This is a genomic window from Nocardia sp. Tas62D01 (assembly GCF_055232035.1).
In genome coordinates, this window is sequence record NZ_JBUYUZ010000001.1 from 1252772 (window position 1) to 1277414 (window position 24643).

Here is a 24643-nt window from a genome sequence, read left to right on the forward strand (position 1 = left end):
CGCCCCGGCGCCCAGCGATACCTGCGCCCAGCGCATCCACGCCCGCTCCAGGGCGTCGGAGAGCCCGTGGTCGTCGAGGTCGGCGAGCCCCACGATCACCTCGGCCGCCTGCCGCTGCTGATCGGTGCTCAGCGCATCGAAATCGAACGGGCCGTCCTGCGGTGCAACGTGCAGCAGCCAGTGCATCGACAGCCATCCGCCCACGCGGCCGGCCACCCGCTGCGGCCCGGCTCCGACCACGGTCGACTGGATCCACAGACTCCAGCGGTCGCCCACCGACCGGAAGGCCTGCAGATAGGGATTCCGCAGCCGCTCGCCGCCCCACCGTTGGATCTGCGCCGGAATGTAGCCCCCGTTCCGCTCGAGAACCCTGATGCGCGAGGAGACGGTGTCCTCGGTCGAGGCGCCGGGTTCGCGGTGCGGCAGATCGGCGATGTACTCGCCCGCGCCGTACAAGGTGGTTGTGGTCAGGAATCGGTCGACACGCCGCCGCATCTCGGCCGGGCTCCCGCCGACATCGAGATAGGCACCCCGCCCATCGGATGCCCGAAACCACACGCGGGTTCCCGCCACCCAGGTGGAAGCCTCCAGGTGCAGGGCGGTGACATCCCCTGTGCGGAACCGGAACCGCTGACGCCGTCCGAAAGTGGCCTGCGGGAGCGGCGCGGTAGCGCGGCCCCGGGCGGGCAGGTCGACGGCATACCGGCCGGCACCACGCTGGCCGGTATCGGCGAGGAAATTCGATATCGCGACTGTGGCCAGGACCGAATCATCGTCCGCGAGCACAAGTTCGATGGTCGAACGACCACTGTCGCTGTCGAATCGGATCCGGGTACCCGCGGGCCAGTCCACCGAATCGTGCCCGATCGCGGCGTCCAGGTCGCTCGCGCTCGCGAACTGGATGTGACGATTCGGCGCTGCGGCGGTCTGCGGACGCGGCGGCAGGGCATGCAGAACAATCGCGGAGTCGATGCGATCCGATGCCCCGAAGGTCTCCATATCGAGTTCCTCGATCGTCTCTGATCGAGACTCGAATACCCGGAACATGTTGTTGCCGAGCGCAATCGCACCCGTGATGCCCCGCGGTCCCAGCACCAGGATCCGCGTACCCGGCACGAAGGCCCGGCCCGGAGCGAAGAACGATGAGGCTGTCTCGGTCTGCGCGTCGGCGCCGAGCAGAGGGGCGGAGAGCTGGACGGCGTCGGCGATCGACTCGTCGATCCACTCGCCGGAATCGGGTTCCTCGGCGAGTTCCTCGGCCACCCGCAACAGCACCTGCGGTGCCCGGTCACCAGGCCATCCGCCCTGCTCGTAGAGCCAGTCCACTGCCAGCATCGACTGCACGCCGAGGTCGGCGAATACCTCGTCCTCCTCCTCGGACTCGGTGAGGGACTCCTCGGAGCTGTACCACCCCGACCCGGCGAGCTCATCGGGACCATCGACCGTTTCCGGCGCGTGTGCCGGCGACTGCGTCTCGGAGACCTCCGCACTCGCCGGTACGGACGCCGTCTCCGCAGAGACGGTGGCACCGCCGGTCCATCCCGGCACCACATCCTCGCGATGTCCTTCGGCAGGAATATCGTTCTGCCACTGTGTGATTCGATCGAATATCTGCTGATACTCCGGCCCCGGCGGGATTATGCTGATCGGCTGGTCGTAGCGGTACGGCCATCCACCGTAGCCGGAATACGACGTGTCGTCCGCGGCCAGGATCTCCTCGTGGACCAGATCCAGCAGTTGAGCGGCGTCGTGTGCCTCGAGAATCACGACGGGCCAGATCGGATCGTCATCCGATCCGGTGAACGGCTTATCCGTATTCTCCGGCACCGCGATCCAGCGCGGACGGCCGTCCACCATGAGCAGCACCTCGATCCCGCCGTCCGGCTGCTCGCGCACCATCTCCCGGATCGCGTCCGGGTCGGCGGTCACCAGCTCGCGCAGCTGCCGGGTGGCGGATGAATCGGGCAGATGCCGCAGGTCATCAGCCGAAGGCCCGGCCTGGTTCCACAGCGGACCGCCCAGTGGACTCGGGTGGGACAGCCCCAGCTCGGCAGCGCGGGTCTCGGACACCCATGCCGACCCCGCGGCTGTGTGCAGCAGGATCGCCCCGGGCCGCCACTGCTCGCGATCCACCTGCACGCGTTCGTGTGCATACAGGCGCAGCGTTGCGCCGTTCGTCGTGGTCAGGTCCACGGTCCGCAGATACCGTGCGTGCTCGGCGTCGCGCTCGTATCCGGCATGCCGCAGTACCCGCTCGTCGACCCAGCCGGGCCCGTTCGCTCCGGTCACCCACCGGAAGGTCCGCCCGCGCACGGTGCGCACGGAGGCGGTGCTGTCGATGTGGTGCAGCAGCCCACCGGGCAGCGGTTCCATCGGGGCGCCGCTCATGGTGAACAGCAAGGGATCCGGCAACCGAATCAGGGTCGCACGCAGATCCGGCCGCAGCACCGCATCGGTGGGTCTCGCACCGCGAGGCGCGAGCGTGAGCGGCCCCGGCATTGCGGGGGCCGGTGGGGCATTGCGGGCGGCCACGAACTCCGCCCCGGTCCGATCCTCCTCCGTCCCGTCCACATCGGGTCGCAACCGGCGGAACTCGTGATGCAGCTGCAGCCCGCCCGGCTGGCCGAGTAGGTGCCGTAGGGCCGCGTCGTTGCGCTCGCCCGACGTCGGGTAATCCCCACCCCGGTCGAACATCGTCGTCAGCACACCCTGGCGCACTTCGATCTCCGCGGCCGCCGCGGACGGCCGACCCGCGAGCAAGGATGCCTGGGTGACTCGCGCCATCCCCGGTCCCACCGGGTTGGCCTGCCACGCCTCCGGGAAGGCGTAGAGATTGCCGAACCGGTCCATCGCCATGACGGCACGCCGGTTCCGCGAATCCTGGTGCCCTTGCTTGTGGTCGGGATCGAGCGAGGCAAGCGGGTCACCCGAGCCCATCTGCGAACCCCAGGTGGTGTCGAACAGGCCACCATCGGCGGCGCGATACAGCAGCCCATCCGGCCCCACCACGATCCGCAGCGATTCACGCTGCTCGTCGGTGAGTTCGAGGAACCCGCGGCCGTCCCGGCGCGCCATCCCGGCGAACTGCGGCACCGTGAGTGGCCCCGGCACGCGAACACCGGTGCGCCCCATCACAGGTCGCATATGGTTCACCGGATCCGGCGCGGCGCTGGACACACCTGCCTGGTCGGTGGGAGCGGCACCGTGCATGCTCCTGGTCGGGACCTCGTTGTCGCCGTGCATGCCACGCGCACCCGCACCGGCCGAGGACAGCAGCTCGAACTGGTTGAAATGCCGTGCGGGCACCCGGACTTCGCGCCCCCTGGGGTCGATCAGGTGAACCGCGGCGACCTCGCCGCCCGGACCGGTCTCCAGATCCGCCACCGCGTACACATGCTCGGCGGTCAGCCCGGTGTGCGGATGCACCCCGCCCGCGACGGGCCGGGTCGCCAGTGTCACGGTGTCGTGGCGGCTGCGGGCATAGCGGATCCGGTCGCCCACCCAGCGGGTCAGTGCCGAATCCTGCAGTGGTGCACCGGATTCCCAGGACCGCATATGTTGCAGCATCCGCTGCAGGGGCGCGGCGAGCTCACCGTACTTCGCACCCAGGGCGTGCTGTATGAAGGCGCCGAATCCGGCTGCTGCGCGAACATCGTTGTCCCGCAGCCATTGCTGAAACTCCTGCGGCGTCCGCCGGGGACGGGTGGCCCAGAATGCCTGCGCCTCGTCCCAGCTCGGCGGATCGGACCAGGCGAGCAGCCTGGTACGCCAGGAGTCCTCCAGGTTCAGCAGTTCGCGGGCGGCATCGCGGCTACCGAGCAAGTCGGCCAGTGCGTCCTGGCCCATCGTCATCGGGTGGGCGAAGGTGTCGTCGTCGACGGCCCGGGTCGGCTGCACGCGGCCCGTCGAGCCGAACAGCGTCGGGGGCCGCAGCGCCGCCGCGGTCACCGCCGCGCTGCCACCGTCGATCCCCGCGTACCCCTTGTCGCCGCCGCGATGAAGCGCCCACGCCTTCTCGATCACCGCCGGCCACAACGGTTGTCCCGGCACGTGCGCGCCGTAGGTCATCGTCCCGTCGTCGTACGCGTAGAACCACCGATCCACCCGGACCCTAGCCTCGCCGCCGTCGGGTTCGGTGAATCGCACCTCGAAATCGCCGTCCGGCAGCTCGCGCACCAACTCCGGGATCCAGTCCGGCTGCTTCAGTGCCAGCTCGACGATATCCGCTAGCAGATAACAGGTTCCGGCGCCGCCGCCCTGCACCACATCCTGCCGGCGCGGGCCGTGCACACCGAACAGCGGGCCTGCGGCATGCGCCAGTCGGGGCACCCGCACCCCGAAGGCGCTCGCCGCCACGTCATGCCAGATCGGCTCCGATCTCAGATCGCCCGGCTCACGAACCCAGATCCGTTCCGGCACAACGGGATACCGTCGCACCGCCACCACCGACCCACCGGCCAGCGGCACCGTCCGGCCGTTCGAGACGAATTCCACCCCGGCCGGGGGCACCCGGACCGCCGCCACCGGCTGCTTCGCCGCCACCGATTCCGGCACCGATTCCGGCACCGCCGTATTCAATTCCGGCACCGTCGTATTCATCGGCCCGGCACCGGAAAGCACCTCGTTATGGTCCGGCGCGGCGCGGTGGGCGCGGTCGGTCATTCCAGCGATCTGATTCAGATCGGACCGGTGCCGCTGCGCCTGCACCGCGGCATTCGCCTGCAGGATCATTGCGGGCCAGATCGGGTCGCGGCTCGGATCCTCCACCGGCAGATCGGAGTGGCGGTCCACGCGCACCCATCGCGGCCTGCCCGAAACCTGCAGCAGCACGTCGACGGTGGCGTCGGGATTGCCGCGGATCATCCGCGTGATGGCGCCCGGGTCGCTGGTGACCAGATCGCGGAGTTGGCGCACGGCCGGTGAATCCGGCAGATGCCGCAGATCCTGCGCCGTGGGCCCGGATCGCCGCCAGTACGGGCCCGACAGGAAGACCGGACGCCGCAGCCCGAGCGCCGCGGCCTCGGACTCCCGCACCCATACCGACGGGCCGCTGTCCCGCTCCAGCAGCACCCATCCGGGGCGCGTATCGAACGAGATGCGCACCGATTCGAGTTCCATCAGAACCACCGGGCCACCGCTCTCGCCGGTCAGCGTCACCGCACGACCGACCACCCCCAGGCGCGGACTCCACTGGTATCCAGCGGAGGTGAGCTGACGAACATCGACCCAACCGGCCGACCCCCCGGCGCCGACCAGCCACCAGTAGGTTCTGTCGCCGACGGCGCGTCGCATCTGCGGGCTGTTCTGGTGCCGCAGACTCCCGTCGGGCTGCGGCACCAGCGCCACACCGCGATCGGTGACGAGTGTGACGCTCCGGAGCCGCGGCCGGGTTCCGGCGGGCGGCAACGTCACCGGGGCGTCGTCGATACGCGCGGTGTCCGAGGCCAGGGCGATCGGCGAGCGCGGCCGATTCCGTGAGGGCGTGGTGCGAGATGGCGTCGAATCGGTCGTCTCCGGTTGTGCCACACCACTATTCGTGTCAGGTCGCGATGTCTGCTGCCCGGTCGGCGATGCGGTGTACCGCGGACTCGGTGTCACCGACCACGCGGGATCGATCGGCGGCTCGGAATCGGGCCCCGCCTGCGAGTACGCCGGCGGCGGCTCGACATCCACCACCGTGTCCGTGCCGCGCTGCTCGTACAGTGGCGGCGAATCGACCGCTGCCGCCAGGTACCGGTCAGCACCGCACCGGACCAGTGTGATCACGCGCCGGTCGCCGAAATCGTTCGGCAGGCTGCCGCGTTGCGGGAACGCCGTGCCATCGCTGTAGTCGACGATCGACCCCGAGTCATCGATCAGCCGGAATACCATGCCCGGGAATGCCCCCGAAATACTCGCGAGGTCGCGCAAGCGGCCCACATTCCCGGGCCGGTTCCAGATCGCGAATACATTCTCCTGCATATAGGCGTAGTCGCCGCGGTCGCCATCGGTCAGCGCCTGCGACACCACCGCCTCCAGCGTCAGCCCCGCACCGCCACCGAGTAGCTCGATCCCCGCGTCGGCCATGATCCGCTGCTGTGCCGACGTCAGCTGCGGTGGCCGATCGTCCCGCACCGACCCGCGATCACGCCCGAACCACGACTTCGGGTGGTGCGTATGGTCCTGCGCATAGTTCGGTCGCGCGGTGGACGGACCCTGTGGCAGTTGCCAGCCCGGCCAATCGAGGTAGGTCGCGGCACCACCGCGTACCACGCGGATATCGGTGATCGCCTCATCGCCCAGCACATCGTCCCAGCTCACCGAGACCGTACTGCCGTCGATGCCCCGCACCGTCCCGTCGTGCATCCGGATGTACCGGGCGCCGACACCGTCGCCGAGCACGGCGACATCCGAGGCGTCCACCGTGGTCTTGGCGAACTGTTTTCTGGTGTACCGCTTCGCATTCGGCCCGAGCAGATCCGCCAGGTCGTCCCAGCTGCGGGCCGAGCGACCGGGCCGCGACTCGGGCGCCCCCTGCCGGGTCGGCAGGTAGCGGTTGCCGCCCATATCGACCAGAGTCACCAGCAATTCGGGATCGACCGCACGCGGGGTCCGGCCCGGGCCGTAGGTATGAGGGTGGTGTCCGGCACGATAATCGGTGATCTGCCCGTCGCCGTGGATCACCCGGATGGTGTTGTGCGGGAACACGTTGGCCGCATCCTCGACGTCGTACTCGTGTATACTGTTTCGCACCGGCCAGCGCTGTATCAGATACTCCCGGGACAGAACCCGGCTCCGGCTGGGATGACTCAGCGCGACCGCCATCGCCTTGCTGATCTCCTTGCTGCGCCGGCCTTCGCCGATGATGTACGCTCCCGCTCGCTCCAGGACCACGCGCTGCGCCTCGGTGATCGAATCGCGCGCGGTGCCGCGGAGCATCCGCGCGAAGCCGCGCCGGACGCCACTGCCGAAGGTGTGATCGACGCTCGGCCCAGCCTGTGCCCGCGCCTGTGCGGCCTGCGGCTGCGCCGGGGCGGTCTGTGCCTGCGCCGAGTTGATCTGCCCCGACTGAGACTGTGCCGGGCGGGTGTGCTCCGGCTGAGACTGTACCGGGCGAGTGTGCTCCGGCTGAGGCTGCGCCGGGCGAGTGTGCTCCGGCTGAGACTGCGCCGAGCGAGTGTGCTCCGGCTGAGACTGCGCCGCGCGGGTGTGCGTCTGCTCGGACCGCCCTACCTCTCGCGAAACAGTCTGGCGCACATAGGCAATACCCGAGTTGTCGAGGTGACCGCGCAATTCGCGCGAGTCGATCGACTCCCGCAACTCGCCACCGGCATACACGGCGACCGGGCGGAAGAACGCATCCTCATCGTGCTCGCCCAGCACCGCGCACATCACGCGGCCGTTCGTCCCGGTAAACCATATCTGCGTACCTTCGGGCCACTCTTCGTCGAATTCGGCCCAGGCCGAATCGATCTCGCCGGACTCCACGCGATACGGCATGGCGACCGCGCTCGGCGGCACCCCGGCCGGACGAACCGTATTCGCCGCGGACGGCTCGGTCGGCGCGGCGCCATGTCTCGGTCCGGACATGCCGGCGATCTCGTTCAGGTCGACGACGTCCGGGCGTGCCACCGGCGCGGTGGCCACCGCGTGTTCGACCGGAACCAGCTTCGCCTTGATCAGCCATTTCACGAAGCGGCTGTATCGATCACCCGAGCCGGGGAGGGTGGCGCCGGGATCCTTCACCACCTCGGTGATCACGTACCGCATGCCCGGCGGAAGCAGGTACTCCCGTTCCCCCGCTTTGATACTCGAGGCACCGATCCATACACCCGGCGTGCCGGCCGGCAGTTCCAGTTCCAGCCGGTATCGATGATGTCGGAAGGCGTAGGGCGGCGTCACCGCGATACTCGTGGACATCGCCGCCGGCTCGACCTGTTCCGAGCCGACGAGATTGCTCAGATCGTCCGGGGTGGCGGAGTTCCCGTCCACCCCCTTCAGGAAATCGATCCGGCGCATCCCGCGCACCACTCGAATGGGTTCCGGAAGCGTCTGGCGATGCAGGCCGGCGACGAAGGTGTGCACATACTCGGTCAACCGCTCGAAGGTGACGTGCGCCCGACCGTCGGTCGTCGCACCCATATCCGCGGACAGTTTCAGGTAGCTGCTCGAATTCTTCCGTATCTCCGTCAATCTGGCGGTGGGATCCGGGCTGTTCAGGATGTGGTCGTACACCTCGGCCCGCGGACCGGTCGGCACCGCCTCCCGCAGCGCCCGAATCTCCTCCACCGTCGGCAGGTCGTTCAGCCTGCCGTCGCGGAACAATATCGTGTAGTCCCGCTCGTAGTCCTCGCGTAGCGTCCCGAAGAGCCGCTCGGGATCGCTGGACCGCATGAAGTGCACGACGCCGTCGTAGTTCGTGTACTTGCGGATCGATTCGAATTCCTCGGGGTGCACGTTCGCAAGCTCGTCCCGCGCCGGTCCCAGCAGTTTCTCGGCGTAGTCCTCGGCCTTCACATCGGAAGCGAACGTCTTCGCGGCCTCAGCGGCAACGCCCGGCCGCATACCCTGCCTGGCCGGGCGAATGGGGCTCTGCGACACGTCGGCGGCGCTCGTAGCCCATGGGCCCTTGCCGAAGCGGAACTGGTTGCCGCCGATCTCCTTCAGTGTCAGCCGCGAGATCGCGTTCGAGTTGTCGCCCCAGCCGATCCCGACCGTCATCGGGGTGCCGTCCTCGCCGAGTTCGCCGGTCGCGATCACGACGTGATCGGTCTCCCCGATCACCACGATGTCGCCGGCCAGCGGCAGTGGCCGCCCGGTGAATCCGTACCCGCCCGACTCGTCGACCTGGAATTGCAGTGCGGTCCAGCCGTGCGGGAGCAGACGGTCGATCAGACGCTGCTTCCACGTCTGCGGCCGATCGGTGGGGTCGTATGTCTCGGCGATCCATTCGCTCGACAGCACCCCACGGTGATATCCGGTGAGCAGCAACAGCTCCCAGCAGTTCAGCGACGTATCGGGCGTCAGCTCGGGCGCCCGGTCGGACCGGGCGCCGCCGCGGGCCCACACCGCGAAATCGGTCGTGCTGTCAGTCGGGCCCGACTGGTTCCAGTCCATGTCGAATCCGCCGCGAGCGAGGCTGTCGAGCAGAGCCACGATGGATCGGCCCGCCTCGGATACCGGGTCTTCGAGCTCGCCGGTCAGGTAGCGGGTGACCAGTTCGTCGACCGCGTCCTGATCGGACAACTCGGCCTCGGGCAGATTCGCATCTTGCAGCCGTCGGCGCACCGCCGCCAGGTCCGCGAGCCGATTCTCGCCACCCCTGCCGATGGTCGACTCCAGCCGCACATCCATCAGCGCGGCCTGCTCGGGCGACAGCTGGGTGTTCAGGGCCGCGGCCACCCGGTCCCGCACCGCGGCAACGGTTTCCGCGGGGACAGTAAGGAATCCGTTGCGAGTGTCCAGCCGCGCGCGGGCCCTGCGGTCACCGCGCTGGAACTGCTGGATCCGTTCGATATTCCGCCGGTGCAACTCGGCGATATCCGGCCGCAACGCGTCATGCACTGCGTCGTCGACAAGTCCCAGCCGATACAACCGGTCCAGCACGGTGAGCACATCCCCCGCGCGGTTATGGCCGGGCCCGGAATCCCCGAGCACCCCGCCCGAGCGGAGCAGCAGCTGCAGAGTCTGCGGATCGACGGGCGGGGCCGAGGGCCGGAGGAACCACGGCCGGCGGCCCTCCGTCGTAGGCGCATCGGGAGACGACGATTCGGATTTCAGGCCGGGTCGTGTCGTCGTAACCTGTGCAGCGGAAATGCCGAGAAGTGCCATGACGGGCACGTCCGATCCGCGGGGCACCGCCGATCGGGGCGCACGGACACCTCGGGCCGCAGACGCCAGGGCGGCCGCCGTGACCGGACGGCCACTTCGCTTGGCGGCCTTGACAAGCCCCAGCACGCGGTTGCGCTGTTCGTCGTCGACCGAAGCGTCCGAAGCCACCAGCCGGAGCACATCACGGACGAGCGGGTCGAGGTGTTCGAGCCGGAACGGCCCGGTGTGCTGGTATTCGCGGGCAACGATGTCCGCAGCGCGCCGGATGTCGGTCAAGCGGCCGATATCCGGCGCGCCGGTCCCGTCGAGGTATTGCGCGGCGCGCACGATGTCCCGTGCGCGCGCGATCTCCTCCGGCCGGACGCCGGTGAATCTGCCGCGCGCCTTGCCCGCGCGCCCCCGCGCGCGATGCACGCCGATATCCCGGGCCAGCCGCGCCAGTTCCTTGTCCGTGAGGCCGACCTTCTCAGCCGGATTGCCCTCCGGGAGATACCGCAGTACGGCCCTCGAGCGAACTACTGTCGCGTCATCGCCGGCCATCGCAAGTGCCTGCCGCACATCGCGTTTGCCGCGGCGCACGGTCACCTCGACATCGGTGGCCGCAGACGGCCGATCCAGTCCGGTCAGTTCGGTGCGGACGCGACCGAGGAAATAATCCTCGATCACCTCGGCGCGAGCAGCGGCCAGCCCCTGCTCGCCGGGCATGGACTCGATCATCAACTCCACATAGGGCGGTTGCAGGCCGTGGTCGTGCCGCCACGCCATGACCTTCGCCAGCTTTGCGGCCATCCGATCCAGAATCCGCTGCGCAGTCGTGTCCAGGGCCGCGTTCCGCGGGGCAAACTCCAACTCCTGGCGCTGGTTCCCGTGGCCGGGCAAAACCACCATGGCCATGTCGTAGCGCTGCCCGCTCCACCACTCGAAGAACGACTCGCCGGGGGCACGCCCGTACATGTGGAAGAACCACATATCGCCGCCATAGCCAAGCTCGGTGCCGAAAAGGGCGGTCAGGCTCCGTTTCGCATCACGACGCGCGGCAGCCGGGGCACCGCTGAGCACGGCATGTTCCGACTTCATCGCGTCGGAGACCGTCGCCGCGTGTGCCATGGTTCGCTCGAGCTCTGCAAGCTGCCGCTCCGCATCGCGGATCTTGCGCATGCTCCTGACGAGCTCCAGCCTGTGGTCGACCCCGCCGTTGGTGGCGGCCGCGGCCGCCACCAGCTGCTTCTCCACCTCGTCCAGCCGTTCGCGGTAGTGGGCCAGGTTCCGGTCCAGCACCTCATCGAGATTCTTGCTGCTCGAGCTGCGCAGGTTGACGTTCTCGAGGGTGATCTGATGCTGCCCGTCCAGGCTTTCCAGCACGACCGACGCGAAATGGTAGCCGTACCTGCCGGGGATAACTCGCGAGCCGTTGTCCTGTTTCAGGGCGATCGACTGGAGCAGGTACGCCTCCATCGGCCTGGCGAAAGCCTTGGCATTCAAACCCAGTGCCGACTCGGCGGCCGACAGCGCCCGTGTCCGCTCCCCGGTCGCCGACGCGCTCCTCGCGGCGCCGTACATCCGCCCCGGGGTGGGCCACGTGTCCTCGGGTTCGTCGACGGCACGGGAAACCACGGTGGCGGCCGATTCCGGTGTCGCCGAGTCGAACTGAGGATTGCTCACCGCCTTGGTCAACACGTCCGCCAGATGATGCGTGCCGCCGACCTCGCGGCCGGACTTGGTGTCGATCGGAGCGACCGCCACCGTCCCGTTGCCGCCGAGCGCTGTGGGACGGCTGTCGAACAGGACCGTATGAGTGTGCGGTCCGCCCAGAACCTGAGCCGAGAAATCGCGGCACACGTCCGATGGCGCGGTGCCGAATATCGGCGTGACCCGGAAGAGCCGCTTCTTTTTCCCCTCGTGGTCGAACTCGACGTAGGTATTCCAGTCCGGGTTCAGCCCGACGTTGCTGTTCGCCTGTTTCAGGGCCTTCGACGCCTTCTCGACCACCTCCGGGACGGCGTAGAACTCCTTCACGAACGGACCGGCCGAACTCATGGCGATCGACCCGTCACCCGCCACATTCAATGTGGGATGTTCCTTCGATATCACCGGCCGCACCGCGCGGAAATATGGAACGGACAGCGGATCGTCGCTCGCCGCCGGCACCATCGTCAACTGCCGCGCATCACGCGTTGCGAACGGCGCCTGGTTCAGGATCTCCGGCGCAGACATGTGGGCAATGGATTCCGGCGGCTGCGGCGTCACCAGCGCGTAGTCGGTCACTCGCCGGGACGGCCTCGTCTCCGGCGGAGCGGGCCTGCCCTTGACCGGCATTGTCGGCTCGGGCTCCGGCCGCATGCCCTGGGTGACGGCCCGAATGGGGCGCCGGGACGGAATCGACTGCGGACCGAACCCCGGAATCACCTCGGCGAGCGGGAGTTCGGTCCCGCCGTGCAGCGTGTACCCACCCACGCCGCCGGACGACATCCCGGCGAAGTGGTTCATATTCTCGAAGGGGATTTCGAGCACCCGAGCCGGGTCGTCGGCGTACTTGGCCGGATCGATGAACCACGCTCCGACCGTCCGGCCGGTGTTGTCGTTCAGCTTGCCGCCGAAGGTGTACTGATGCGCGGCCTGCACCTCGGTGCCCCGGTGCCGGTGCCCGTCGGGCACGCCGACGGTCGACCGGCCCCAGAACGACACCGTGTCGCCGCGCGACTTCAACCAGGCGGCCTGGTCGACGACGTGGTGAGCGAGCGGCAATTGTTCGGCCCGCAGTGCGGCGGCGGACTCGACCGCCCGGAGATCATCCTCGATGTGTTCGACCACATCCAGGATTTCGCTGCCGTGTGCGTCGAGAAATTCCGGATCCAGGTTCCAGACAACGACATTCCAGAATCCGGCGGCCACGGCGGGATCGTGTGCGACGAGCCAGTCCTGTACCTCGATCGCGGACATCGTGGTGCCATCCGGCTTGGTGTACACCTCCCGCAGCGGCTCCCATGCGGGGAGGTCGTTCTTCGGGTCGCCGTCCGTCTTTCCGAATGGATCGGCCCAGCCGATCAGGTCCTGCTGCCACGCATCACCCAGGGCCATGATCGCGCGCGCGACCTCGGTATCGCCGTATCGCGACAGGAATTCGTCCGGCCCCAGGCGCAGCGGATGGAACGAGTGCAAATTGTCGGCGCCGCGCAGTGTCATGTCCTGCCCGAAGGATCCCCCGACACTCGGCGGCAGTAGACGCTGGGTCACCACGCCCGGGTTGCCCATCTCGATGGCGCCGTAGCTGCCCGCACCGAATTTGATCGCGTACGTCTGCTCGGCCACCGCGGCCCACGACACCGTGCCGAAGTCGGCGTAGAGCGCCTTGCCGTTCACCACGGGGAATTGCCGGGAGCTCGGTACCAGCTCCCAGGCGCCGGTTGTTTCGTCGCGCCACCACATCGCGACCCGGCCCTCGTCGTCGGTCTCGAACAACGACTTCAACCATGTCGGATGGTTTTCCGCCAGGTCGATCAGCGACGTGTGGATGTAACAGGTCGCCAGGTCGCTGCCCTGCTTCACCTCTTGCGGCTTCGGAAGACCGTCGAACAGCGGTGCGGTGGCCTGCTGTAGCTGTGCACCGGGCCGCGCCAGTTGCGGCTGCCGGATCGGCAGCGACTTCAGCGGTATCGAATGGCGCGGTGGTCCGTAATTCTCGAGCTGGTTTTCATCGTCCAGCGGTGAGGAGACCACCGGGGTCACGTGGGCGCGGACGGTATGCCGCTCGGTGGGGGCGTCGTGCGACTGAGACGTGGTCACCGATTCATTCGAGGGGGCATTCTTCGCGGAGGTGGTCTCGGTATCCGCGGGGGTCTCGGTGGTCGTTCTGGGTGGGGGCGAGATCGGTTGTGTCGTACTGTCCATGAGCGGGGGTGCGTTCGCCGAATAGGTATGTGTGCGAATGGAATTCAGAATATGCTGCTCGACCGCGGCCTGCAGCTCCGGAATAGCGATATTGCGCAGATTGTCTTCGGTCGTCTTCAGGCTGTTCGCGGCCTGCTCGAGGCTGGTCTTGTTCTCTTCGGTCTGATCCTGCTTGTACGCCTCGGCTGCCTGCTCGTGGGCGGCCGATGCCGTCTGGTACTGCGTGACGAAGGTCTTGGCCTTCGCGTCCGACACGATGGTCCGGAAGTCTTCGGGCGAGAAGTAGTGGAAGACTTCACCTGGAGTACCGCCGGTCTTCCGATCTTTGGTCGGGTCGCCACTGCGCGCCACGCGGCCTTCCATCTGACGGACCACTCGCTTCGAATACCCCGGGGCGCCATTGGTTCGCATAATCCCGCCCCTTTTCGCCACCGCTTCTACAAGCTTTTGTTCGAAGCCGCGGCCCACCATCTTGTTGCCAATGACGATGGCGCCCATCTCGCCGCCTAGCTTTCCTATCTCCTCTACCTTCTCGTTCATTTCCTTCGTACTGGAATGCGAAGTAGACCAGTCGGAATCGATATGGTGAATCGCCACATTCAGGCCACGCGCATCGGCCGCCTCGCGCACAGCATCGATCACGCGCTGCACATTCGCATTATCAAAGCAACCTACAATCTGCGGCGTACCCTTCTGCTCCCATTCGCCAGTGTCAGGATTCTCAACGAATGCGGTGCCGAGGATGTCGTTCGCCATCGCCTGATGCTTCTCCTCCCGACTATCGAAAGAAATGGGATCATGCCGAATCATCTGCGAATCGAAGAATCGGTCCACTCTAGTGATCGGACCTGTACCGAACTCGTTGTGCATAGCATCCTCGACACCACGCGGGTTCCCCTTCGATTCCGTGAGCAGGGTTCCCGACAAACCGGACTTCTTGAAATGTCCGCCATTGAACAGCTGTTTCCCGGAGATTTCGATCGAATGCTCCGATTCGGCCGAGATGTCCAGGCCGTATTTCGCCTCCAGATATTTGGCAAATTCGTTCCACCGGCTGGAGCTGCCCTTCTCCTTATCGCTCTGGACCTGATCGTTGGTCCGCGAAGCGATGATCTCGATGCCATTTTCCTCCGTGGCGAGAAAGTCCGTCTTCTCCTCGGGCCCCCACTCGGCCTGCGCGGCGTGTGCGAATTCCTGCGCCTCAGCGTCATCGATCGGGCGCCCCAGCATACCTTCCAGCAGGGACCTGACCTCGGGGGTCAGCCTCGAGTTGAAGATGCCACGTGTGTTCATGTCCTTCCCGAAGTCGACGGCCTTCAGCACTCCCGCATCCTTGGCATTCTGGAAATCATTCCAGAGCTGATGCACCCGCTGTGCGGCTTCCGGATCAGCCTTCTCGGCCGCACCGGGAGAGAGCACATAGTGTAGTTGCTCGTCGATCATCTGGGCATCGGCCTCGTCGACGATCAGATCGCCACCCGGGAACGGCTCGAATCGGTCGGATACATTCCAGGCCTCGGCGGCACTGTCCAGCATCTCCTTGTACTCCCCCAGCGCCGGCGCATCCTTCAGGGATTCCTGCAGCAATTTCAGCTCGTCTTCCGACATTCCGGCATCTTCGAGCTTATCCAGCAGCGACTTCGCCTCCTTGACCGCACGGAATCCGTAATCCTGAGCGGTGCCGACGACGATCAGCTTGCGGTTGGGATCCCGGACCGGGAACGGCTTGTCGGAATCCAGGTGGTACACATCGATTCCGAGCTTGTTGTTCCCCGCCGCCAGCTTATCGACCAATTTCTCCATGCTGTCCACCAGCGGATCGCTGCTGGTCATCACGTGGGCGATGCCCGTGGAGTTTTCCAGGACCGCACGTGTCGCCCGCAGGACGGCGGTCAACTCCTTGCCCTCGCCGGTATCCATCTCGACAAGGCCGTGGTGCAATAGAAGCTCTGCGGTAATCTGCGTAGGGCGCAGCACCTTACCGTTGTCGCCCGCCTTTTCCGGATCTATGGTCCTCCGGCGAATATGCTCGATCAGGGCCGCGCGGGAATCCTTCTCCGAGCCTTCGAGGATCATCTTCTGCACCGCATCGTCGTCGAGCTTCGCCAGCGGACCGGACTCGTCCTTCCCCACCACGAGGTTGTAGTACTCCAGCAACGCATCGGCCGACGCCATCGCGGCCTTCTTCCGCTGACCTGATACCTGCGCGAAAGCAACCTCTTGACTGAGATGCCCGTCCTCGAAGGCAGTCCAGGTCTCCTCGCCGGCATGGTGAGAGACCTCCATGAGCCCGTCAACCGCCTCCCCCACCGTCCGCAGGTGCTCGGCCGCCGCCTCGTCATGCTTCGCGAGCGCATCGGTGATACCCGCGTCATCGTGTGCGGCCTGCGCCTTATCGAGCGCCTCTTTGGCAGCGGTGACGGTAGCCCGCGAGTCATCGACGATCTTCGTCATCGCCTCGATATGAGTGGCCACCGCCTCGGAGTGCTTCGCGAGCGCCTTCGCGGCACCCGTCTCATCGTGTGCGGCCTGCGCCTTATCGAGCGCCTCTTTGGCAGCGGCAACGGTAGCGTGGGAGTTGTCGAACTTCTGTTTGGTCTCGTCGTTCAGGACGTGATGGTTCTTATCCGCCGTGCCGTCTGCGGACGGAGTGAGGTCGGCGAACGTAATGTGGCGGGCTGGCCGTGGGCCCTGTTCCAAGGTCTGGGACGGGCCGTCCTTACTCTCCGATGTGCCGCCTGATTTCTTGGCCGACCTCGAATTCTTTATCGCCGACCACAAACCCTTCTCGTTCTTGCCGGTATCGCCCCCCGACGATGCACCCTTGGGCGTCTCCTCCGCCTTCGCCGAAGGCTTATCGGGTTCGAACCACTTGTCCTTGGCCTCATCGGAATACGGCTTGCCGTGCCGATCCAGATGTTCGATCGCGGCATAGCCGTCCTCACCCAGCAACTCGGTGAACACGTGCCGCAGGCGCGCGGAGTTGTAGTAGTCCACCTCCCCGTCGGGCCCCGACTTCCTGCGGGTGTGATACGTCGCGGACTTGTCCGTGATCGAGACGATCTTGCCGGCGCGAACGTTGATGTGCGCCACGGCGTAGGGCCCGGTGTTGTGGAAGGACTCGTGCGTGATCGACGTCCCCTCGGCGGGAGCGAGGTAGAACCCGCGATCCTTCTTGAAGTTCTGGTGGGCGACCATGAGCCATTCGGACTCGGCGCGGAACCAGGGCTGCTGCTTCTTGAACGGCACCGGGATCAGCGGCGAGACATCGAATCCGGTATCGACCGCCGCGCGCGCGTGGTCGACCAGCTTGCCATTCCTGAAGCGCACGAGGTGCTCCCGCGCCTCCTGGGTGGTGAAACGCCGCACCCCACGCGACAGCGGCCGGTCGCGCCCGCTGTCGTCGATGCCGTGCTTCGGATCGATCTTCAGGTCGTTGTCGATGTTGCGCCCGCGCATATGTGCCGGAAGATCGGGGCGTTTCCCCAGGTTGAGGAGATCCTTGACGCGACCCGGGGAGATCTGGCCGAAGGCGCCGAGACCGGCGCACTGCAGCAGGAAATGTCCCCAGCCAGGCCACGACGACTGGAACACGTCGTGCTCGACCGAGACCTCGATCTGGTCCAGCCGCTGCCGCCAATCGGCCGGTCGACTCGAACCTCGTTTCGACGCGGCGTCAACGGGTTTCGGGTCCTGTTTCGCATCGCCCGCGCCCTTCGCCCGTTCCGCGGTGTTCGGCTTCGAACCGGACTTGCCCCGCTTGTTCCGTTCCTCGTCGCTCCGGACGGCTTTGGTTGGGTCGGCCTTCGTGTTCCGCTCGGCCTTGTGCTGTCCGGCCTTATCCTGCTCGGCACTGCTCTGGTCGGTCTTCTGCTCCGCCGAGGACTCGGTGTCCTGCCTCGCCGCCGAGGCCGCGACGTCCGGTTCGTGTCCCGACTGCGCCTGCGCCGCTCCCTTTTCCGAGTCCGCCTGCTGCTGGACCTCCTGCTCGTCGGCATGCTGCGACTCGGGCTCGGCGGCCTTGGCCTGCTTCTGCGCGCCGACGGGATTTTCGAGCTCGGTCCCCCCTGCCTTATCCGCGAGACCCGCCCGATCCACGGGCGACGTGCCGCGGTTACCACCGGAGGTGAGCCGCTCGTTCGACGTCTGCGACTGCCGAGTGGGATCGGATGCCCGGTTACTGGAACCGTTCGCGGTATCGCGCGGCGGGACCGCCAACTGCTGCGACCCACCCTGCTGCATCTGCTCGTCGAGCGACCGGCCACCGCCCTTGCCGGCATTCGCCTGCGGCGACACATCGTGGCTCGACCCGCTGTTCTGCACAACATCGTTGTGGGACGTGCTGCCGGACAGGTCGTTTCGGGAGTTCGCCGACGAGATGTCGTGCGGTATCTGCGGGGCGGTGTCATCCGTTGCCGACGGCCCGTTCCTGTCCGATGCCTGCGAACCCACATCGGGCGATTCGTGCGGGGCGACACCCGAGGACACCTGCGAATCGGTGCCGGACGACACCTGCGAATCGGTGCCGGACGACACCTGCGAATCGGTGCCGGACGACACCTGGGCATCGGTGCCGGACGATGCCTTCGAATTGGCGGCGGCCGGTGGCTGTGTCGTGTCGGGCGGACTCTTGACGTCACCTGTCTTGACGTCACCGCCATACGAAGCGGACGCATCCTTCTCCGAATAGGTCGGCGGAGGCTCGGTGGGCGCCGTTTCGACATGGACGCCGGGATCGGGACGAGCGTGGCCGCCGCGCGCGGCGCCGCCCAGCGCACCGAGCACACCGGCGCCCATGCCGTCCGGGTTCACCTGGAACGGCCCGCCGTAGACGATCTCATTGCCCACACCGCCGCCGACCATGCCGCCCACGCCACCGGCGCCGCCCACGACCAGGTGGCGCAGCGCGTTCCCCGCCACACCGTTGGACAGATCCTTGCCGAGTTTGTCGTCGACCATCTTGCCCAGCGGCTTGTACACCCATTTGCCCGCCGCATGCCCGAAGACGCTACCCAGCGCACCACCGAATGCGCCGCCCAGGAGGCTGGCCTCGAATTCCTGCAGATCGATGCTCGCCCGGCGGTGCTCGCCCCACATCTGAGCCAGCTGAATGGCCAGATCCAGCACTCCCTGCGATACCGCGCCCTCGATGGCGTGCAGCACCGCCTCTTCCAGCAGCTTCTTGAACACCGCCAAGATCACCCGGAACAGGCCCATGAGCCCGGCCTGCACCTCGGGCGCCGTCGGCGGGAAGATCCAGGCCAGGGCGATGTCCAGCGCCAGCTGCACCAGCGCGGCGATGGTCATGATCTTGTTTTCCTGAATCGAGCAACCCACCGTATTGCACGAATCGGCAACCCCGCGCATCGACGACACGATCGACTGCAGCGAGTTCTGGTTCGACTGGTTCGTCAGATCGTTCAGGGTGGTGACCATCTCCGAATCCACCGCGGCGGCGGACGGATACGCCGCCAGGATCGCCTTCACCGCATCCTGGATGTCCTGCACCTGATTCGATAGGGCGGTCGCCGCGTTGTTCCAGTCGTCGGCGAGTGCGAACATGCCGCTCTCGCTGCCCTTCGGCCACGTCCCACCGGTGGCAGCACCCAGCCACTGCAATGGCTGTGGCAGGGTGATGTCACCTTGTGGAATCGAGGGAGGCAGGGTCATCGCTATGCACCACCGGTCGGCCAGCCCGACCGTTCCCACGGGTCGCCGGACTGCTTGCCCTCATCGTTCGATTCGATCCCCACACCCGCGGACGACGACTTGCGCCGGTCGCGTTTCTTGTCCTTCCCGTCGTCCTTGCCTCCGGATCCCGCGCCCGGCGCCCCCGGCATGCTGGGCGTCAGGTCCGAGGCCGCGGCACCGGCCCGCGCGACCAGCCCCTCGCGGCCGAGCTTGGAGGCAAGCTGCTCGCCCTGGAATGCGGACTGGCGCACCGCGTTATCCGCCGAACCCGCCGCCCCGGCGTCGGCGGTACCGCCCGCGGGACTCGAACCGGCGCTGCCCGCATAGCTATTCGGGCCGGCGGCGCCGACGGCGTAGTCGGCGATCGGGTTTGCGCCGATCGCCTGGCCGCTGACCCCGCCGTTGGACGGCGAGCCGACTGCGCCCGAGACGTCGGAACTGGTTATGCCAGGATTCGTTATGTTCTGGGTGGTGCCGGTGCTGTAGCCCGCACCGTTGGCACCGCTGCTGGTCGTCCCGCCGCCGCTGGTCGTCCCGCCGCCGCTGGTCGTCCCGCCGCCGCTGGTCGTCCCGCCGCCGCTGGTCGTCGCGCCACCGCTGGTTGTTCCGCCACCGCTGGTTGTTCCGCCACCACTGGTCGTTGCGCCACCGCTGGTTGTTCCGCCACCACTGGTCGTTGCGCCACCGCTGGTTGTTCCGCCACCACTGGTTGTTCCGCCACCACTGGTTGTTCCGCCACCACTGGTCGACCCGCCACCGGAGTTGGTGCCGCCCGAATTGCCGCCACCGCCGGAATTCGATCCGCCGGCATAGTAGTTCACGGTCGTGGCACCCGACGCGCCCGAGGAGCCCGAGTTGGTATTCGAGCTCAGCGCCCCGGTGTACTGCCCCGGGTCGCCCGACGCGTTCTCATCGACGTAGTTCTTCAGGATCCACTCCGCGTACAGGTCGTCGCCGGTGGCGAACGTCTGGCCCGCGGTCTGGATCGTTTCGCCGTAGTTGACCAGGATCTGCGCGAAGACGGGTATCGCGCCGGAGGCATTGCTACCCGTGCTCGCATTCCCGACCAGTGAATTCGCCGCCGCCAGATATCCGGCCGAGCCCTGGGCGAAATTCTTTCCGGTGTCGTCGTCGCCCCAGGGCTGGCCGAGGGCGTTGATGTTGTTGTGCAGCGAGGTGAGGGTGTCGAAGATGCCGCCCACCAGATCGGGTAGCGAGGCCAGCTTCTTGCCCGCCGCGACCAGGGCAGCAGGATCGACCTCCACCGTGTTGGAGCCGCTGCCGAAGGTGGTCATGCCGCTGCTGCTCGAGGAACTGCTGCTCGAAGAGCTGCCGCTACCGCTACCACTCGTACTCATCGGCCTCCCTTCCCATCACCGGTGCCGGATCGCCGGGGCGGCACGAGCATCGGGTGGATGCGCATCGGCCCACCCCTCCGATCCGCCATGCCGACCACGGGAATTCCGGCCTGGAAGCAGGCTCGGGCTGGCGAGAGCCGGTGGCGCGCACAGTATCGGCCCCCTGACATATGTCGCCCGCGCGCACCGCCGATCGAGTGGGGGTGGCCGGTTCTGTCGTGCGAGCGCTCGCGACGGCGGCATCATGGTGGTCGGGTAAAATCTCATCAGGCGGCGTACCATCCTTCGCCCCACAGGGTTTCCAGTCGCTCGAAGTACGCCTCGTACTGGGGGCCGACGACATCTGTGGAGAAGCGGGAGATCGCGTACTCGCGGATGCCCCGATAGTCGAGCTTGTCCACGGATTCGGCGGCATCGCAGAACTCGCGCAGATCGTGGCAACGGAAGCCTTGCACACCCTGCTGCACCGTCTCGGTGAAAACCCCCCAGTCCGTTGTGATTACGGGCGTGCCGCACAGCATCGCCTCGGCGTGCACGCCCCCGAACGGCTCCAGATACAGCGAGGGCACGAACACACCGCGGGCGCGGCTCATCAGCTCACCGCGGCGGACATGATCGACCACGCCGACGTATTCGGCATCCTCCGGCGCGGGCGGCTGCCCCGCACCCGCCACAATAAGCTTGGCGCCCAGCCGTTTACAGGTGTCGATGGCGATCTGAATACCCTTGGCCTCGACCAGGCGGCCAACGAACAGGAAGTAGTCGTCCTTCTCCGCGGAGAACGGAAAGTCCTCCACCTCATAGTAATTCGGTATCACGGTGTCATAGAAGCGGCCCCGCGTGCTCATCACCCCGGGGATTGTAGTTCGCGAACCGTACACCGAGTGCATCCAGGCGTAGCTCTCGAAGACCCGGTAGTTGGCGAATACGCCGCTGTAGCCGATGCCGTATTCGACGGTCATCATCTCCGGAAAGGTTTGCGCCAGCGGCTTTTGACACGTGCCGCCGAGCACGCAGATGAAGTCGCGATCCTTCCTGCGCTGGGCGATCTCGGTGATGGCGCGCTCATTCGAGGTCATCCAGTGCGGGGCCCGCGGATCCCAGGTCATATTGGCCAGCGCCTGGTACGGGTCGTGGTTGTCAAACCACCGCGCCTGCTCCTGTTTGGTCACGATAGTGACGAATTCGGTGCACTCCGCGTCGTTCTCCTCGCCGCCGTATAGATACACCTCGTGGCCCAGCCTGGTCATCATGGTCGCGAAGCGCCGGTTCTTCTGGGTGTAGGCGCACGGCTGGTAGTACTGGGTGGTCTCGGTGTTGGGCTGGTTGACGACGTGGAATCGCATGGGACAGGCTCGCATTCGGCTCGGGGGTCAGGGCTGCGGGGCCACCGGGGATCAGCGTTCGATAATGGGACGCACGGACAGCGGGTCCTCGCCGATGGCCTCCTCCAGATGCTCCTTACCGTCGAGATAGGGCGCGCGCTTGCGCTCCTTCTGCTGACCGGCCTGACCGCCCTGACCGGCGCCCATGCCGCCCATCGGGTAGCCGCCCATCGCCGAAGACGAATTCTCCGCCACGCCGGCCCGGGCAGGGCTTTCCTCGGACGTCGTCACCGTCGCCGGGCCCGACGCGGCGCTGTCGACCGCCCGGGGGAACAGTGTGGAATCGTCGAGAGCGCCCGCCGACGGACCGGAGACATCCGAACCGATACCGCCGCCGCCACCACCGAGACCGGCTGTGGCCGTGTCGAATCCGTACGGACCGCTGACCCCGGTCCCACCCCACGGACCGGTGGCGCCCCACGGACCGGACGCGCCCAACGGGCCGGACGCACCGAACAGCGAACCAGAGGCGAGGCCCTGCAGCATATTCTCCAGCGCCGCCAGCGATCCGGAGACGCCGCTGGCCAGAGCGCCGGTTCCGCTCGACCCCGAAGATGTTGAGTAGGGGCTGGTGTAGCTCGTCGGGCCGGTGGTTCCGGTGTTGTAGGTGCCTGCGCCGCCGGAACCGGAACCGGTGCCGGTGCTGGGGGTGCCTGCGCCGCCGGAACCGGAACCGGTGCCGGAGCTGTAGGTGCCTGCGCCGCCGCCGGAACCGGAACCGGAACCGGTGCCGGAGGTGCCTGCGCCGCCGCCGGAACCGGAACCGGAACCGGAACCGGAACCGGTGCCGGTGCTGGGGGTGCCTGCGTCGCCGCCGGAACCGGCGCCGGTGCCGGTGCCTGTGCTGGTGCCGGATCCTGTGCCTGAGCTGCCGCTGCCGCTGCTGCCCGAGCTGCCGCTGTTGTTGCCGCTGGCGCTGGTGGGGTTGTAGTTGTAGTCGCCGGACAGGTTGCCGCTGGCACCGTCGGCGCTGTTGGGGTCCAGGATGGAGGGGATCTGTTTGAGCAGGGCCTGCATGCCGTTGACGTAGCCCTGGTTGCTGGTGCTGGAATCACCACTGTCCCAGAAGGTATCGACCGTGTTCAGGGTGTACCCGCCGACATTCCAATACCAGTTCTTGTCACCCGAGGGAGCGGCGGTGATACCGGCCACGTCCATGTATTCCTTCAGGGGTTCGATTTCCCCCCACTTGGGCATGTGCTGCCAGACGAAATACAGGAACTCGTTGGTGTTGGCGATCGCGTTGAACATATCGGTCATGGACGTGGCCATGGTCTGAGCGGCACTGCCGTAACTGGTGACCGCGGACTGCGCGACCGAGGCCGCGGACCCTCCCCATCCATCGAACACGGGCCCCACACTGTTCTGGAAGGTCGTGACGCTGCGGGCCCACTGATTGGCCAGCGACTGCCACTGCCCGGCCAGGGTGCCGACCGTGCCGTTGTACTTGTCGATGATGTCGGCGATATTGGCGAAGTCGGGCAGATCGTTCCAGGACGAACTCGGCTCGGGCGCGACCTCGCTCTGGACCGCGGAGTCCATCGTGACCCCGCTGCCCGCCGCGGTCGCAAAGTGCGGGTTCGCACCCCAATACCCGCCGGTCCCCTGGACCGCACCGGACGTGTCCTGAGTCAGGTCGATATGCGATCCCGAGGACGGCGCATTGAACAAGTCCGCGTTAGCCACCTCGACCTGCTGATACGCCTTGGCCGCGGCGTTGAACGTGTCACCCATATCGGTGAGGATCTGCTGATGATTCCGCAGAGCCGTCACCAGCTCGGACGTCTTCCGATTGAAAACACCGAACAAAGCCCCCAGACTACCCACAGTGGTAGTCACATTCCACGGGACGGTTTCCTGCACCCCCTGGTAACTGGTGAACGTCACGGACCCTGTGTTGGTGATCGACAGATTCGTCGGCAACGACGTAATCCCCTGGACCGCAGTGATATACCCCAGCACATCACTCAGCAACACATGACACGCGTCAGCACCGGCCTTCAACACGCCGGGCTTCAACGTCAGATTCAGACCACCGCTATTGCCATTCGTCGCACTATCCAGCAAACCGGTCCAGTCGGTATCGTCCGTACCGCTGCCCGACATGACACTCCTACCAATCCACCAACCACTGTTCCGGGCGTTTCTGGCACGCCCTCGAGGTTTTTCTAGCATGCCCTCCGGGTGTCGGCAGGGCTCAGTGTCGCCGAAATCTGCGTTATATACCAATTGTTCACCGAGACTGATCGGCGAGATGACATCCCGGCTACTCCGGCTGACGCCGGTATCCGCGGGCCTGCCGTCCCGCCCGCTTCCCGGCGTGCGCCGAGTCGCGGCCACTTTGGTGCCGCTTCCGCGGCGGCATGCTGGCTGAATTCTATTTCATGGCAATATATTTCGCCGTTATGAGCGGGGTGCGACCGATTCCGGCGGCGGTGGTGGCCGGACCCGGTATCGGGCCGGAAAGTCCTCTGTCACACCACTACCGAGAGCAGTCGGCGCCGTCTCCGA

Annotated in this window: 4 protein-coding genes (1 of these 4 only partly in view); all 4 read right to left on the reverse strand. The window is 66.8% G+C overall.

Features of this window, described 5'->3' with window-relative positions; translation table 11 throughout:
- A protein-coding gene (locus tag ACV7NQ_RS06140; RefSeq protein WP_463358726.1) for a C2 family cysteine protease crosses the window boundary here: on the reverse strand, positions 1-19368 show its 5' portion. Its footprint begins 12780 nt before the window's first position; the window shows 19368 of its 32148 coding nt (coding positions 1-19368); it begins with the start codon at positions 19366-19368; the stop codon falls past the left edge of the window.
- 2 nt (positions 19369-19370) lie between these two features.
- A complete protein-coding gene (locus ACV7NQ_RS06145) occupies positions 19371-20684 on the reverse strand; it encodes a hypothetical protein (RefSeq protein WP_463358727.1) in 1314 nt (437 codons plus the stop codon).
- A 329-nt stretch (positions 20685-21013) separates the two neighbouring features.
- Complete coding sequence (locus ACV7NQ_RS06150; protein ID WP_463358728.1) at positions 21014-22093, reverse strand: glycosyltransferase; 1080 nt, start codon at positions 22091-22093, stop codon at positions 21014-21016.
- 51 nt (positions 22094-22144) lie between these two features.
- Positions 22145-24238, reverse strand: a complete 2094-nt coding sequence (locus ACV7NQ_RS06155) for a WXG100 family type VII secretion target (protein ID WP_463358729.1) — start codon at positions 24236-24238, stop codon at positions 22145-22147.
- Positions 24239-24643 lie beyond the last annotated feature (405 nt).